Origin of the sequence: Methanoculleus sp. MH98A, assembly GCF_000691865.1 — an archaeon.
Taxonomy (GTDB): domain Archaea; phylum Halobacteriota; class Methanomicrobia; order Methanomicrobiales; family Methanoculleaceae; genus Methanoculleus.
The window spans coordinates 1-794 of sequence record NZ_JMIO01000225.1; the positions used below are offsets into that span (position 1 = coordinate 1).

At 53.9% G+C, this 794-nt stretch carries 2 protein-coding genes; both read right to left on the reverse strand.

What is annotated here, in order from left to right:
• Positions 1-81: 81 nt before the first annotated feature.
• Positions 82-309 carry a type II toxin-antitoxin system HicA family toxin gene (locus EI28_RS12695; protein WP_048114155.1) on the reverse strand — a complete coding sequence of 76 codons (228 nt, stop codon included), beginning with the start codon at positions 307-309 and terminating at the stop codon, positions 82-84.
• On the reverse strand, positions 306-509 hold the full coding sequence (locus EI28_RS12700; RefSeq protein WP_011844087.1) for a type II toxin-antitoxin system HicB family antitoxin: 204 nt from the start codon (positions 507-509) through the stop codon (positions 306-308). The genes EI28_RS12695 and EI28_RS12700 overlap by 4 nt, the downstream gene beginning before the upstream one ends.
• Positions 510-794 lie beyond the last annotated feature (285 nt).

Consider the following 794-nt stretch of genomic DNA (forward strand, 5'->3'; position numbering starts at 1 on the left):
CCCCAGGAGGGAGACCTGGTCTCATGGAGATCGAATGTCGGTCAACGTAGCCCGCCGGAGTTGTCGCTCACATGCACCGGCTCAGAGGAGATCGTTTAGATCTTCTACCGTCATATCGGCCTGTTTTAAAATGTGCGAAAGTGTTGAGCGCTTAAGCGGTTTGTGCATAGGGACTGTCAGTTTCAGTGTTTTAGCCGGCAGATGCTTATGCAGTCGAATGTGGCTGCCGCGCGTGCGGACGACAACCCACCCGTCTCTTTGAAGAGCGATGACGATCCTGTCGTAATCAAGAACAGGCACCTTGCTCATACGGCAATCTCAACCTGTTCGGCTGTTTCGCTACAAACGAGATCATCCTCAACGGTTTCAAGGTACAGCTCAATGGCTTCCCTGATGTTTTCCAATGCTTCGTCCCTCGTATCGCCTTCGCTGATACAGCCGGGCAGGCTTGGTACATAGACCGTATATCCCCCTTCCTCACTGGGTTCGAGCACTACACGCAGTCTCATATCTTAACCTATCCAGCAGGCGTATACTTAATTGTAATACCGTACGACATTCCGCGGCATTGATTGAATCCGCCGGATCTGATCAAACTACCTCTGGTTCGCCGTGCTTACGACGATCCTGGTCAGGTTCTTCGCAGAATCAAAGCCATTGGGGCACTCACGGTCACATCGCCGCCAATGGCGGGTCAGCGGTGCCGTACGAGTGCCTGGTTGACGGAGAATAGCGTACCCCGCATGATCTGCTTCGCCGTGAGAACGGTCTCTCTCTCCTGTCCCCGGCCCCCA

Coding starts and splice junctions, on each gene's coding strand:
- EI28_RS12695 (WP_048114155.1), bottom strand. CDS start 309: ATGAGCAAGGTGCCTGTTCTTGATTACGACAGGATCGTCATCGCTCTT.
- EI28_RS12700 (WP_011844087.1), bottom strand. CDS start 509: ATGAGACTGCGTGTAGTGCTCGAACCCAGTGAGGAAGGGGGATATACG.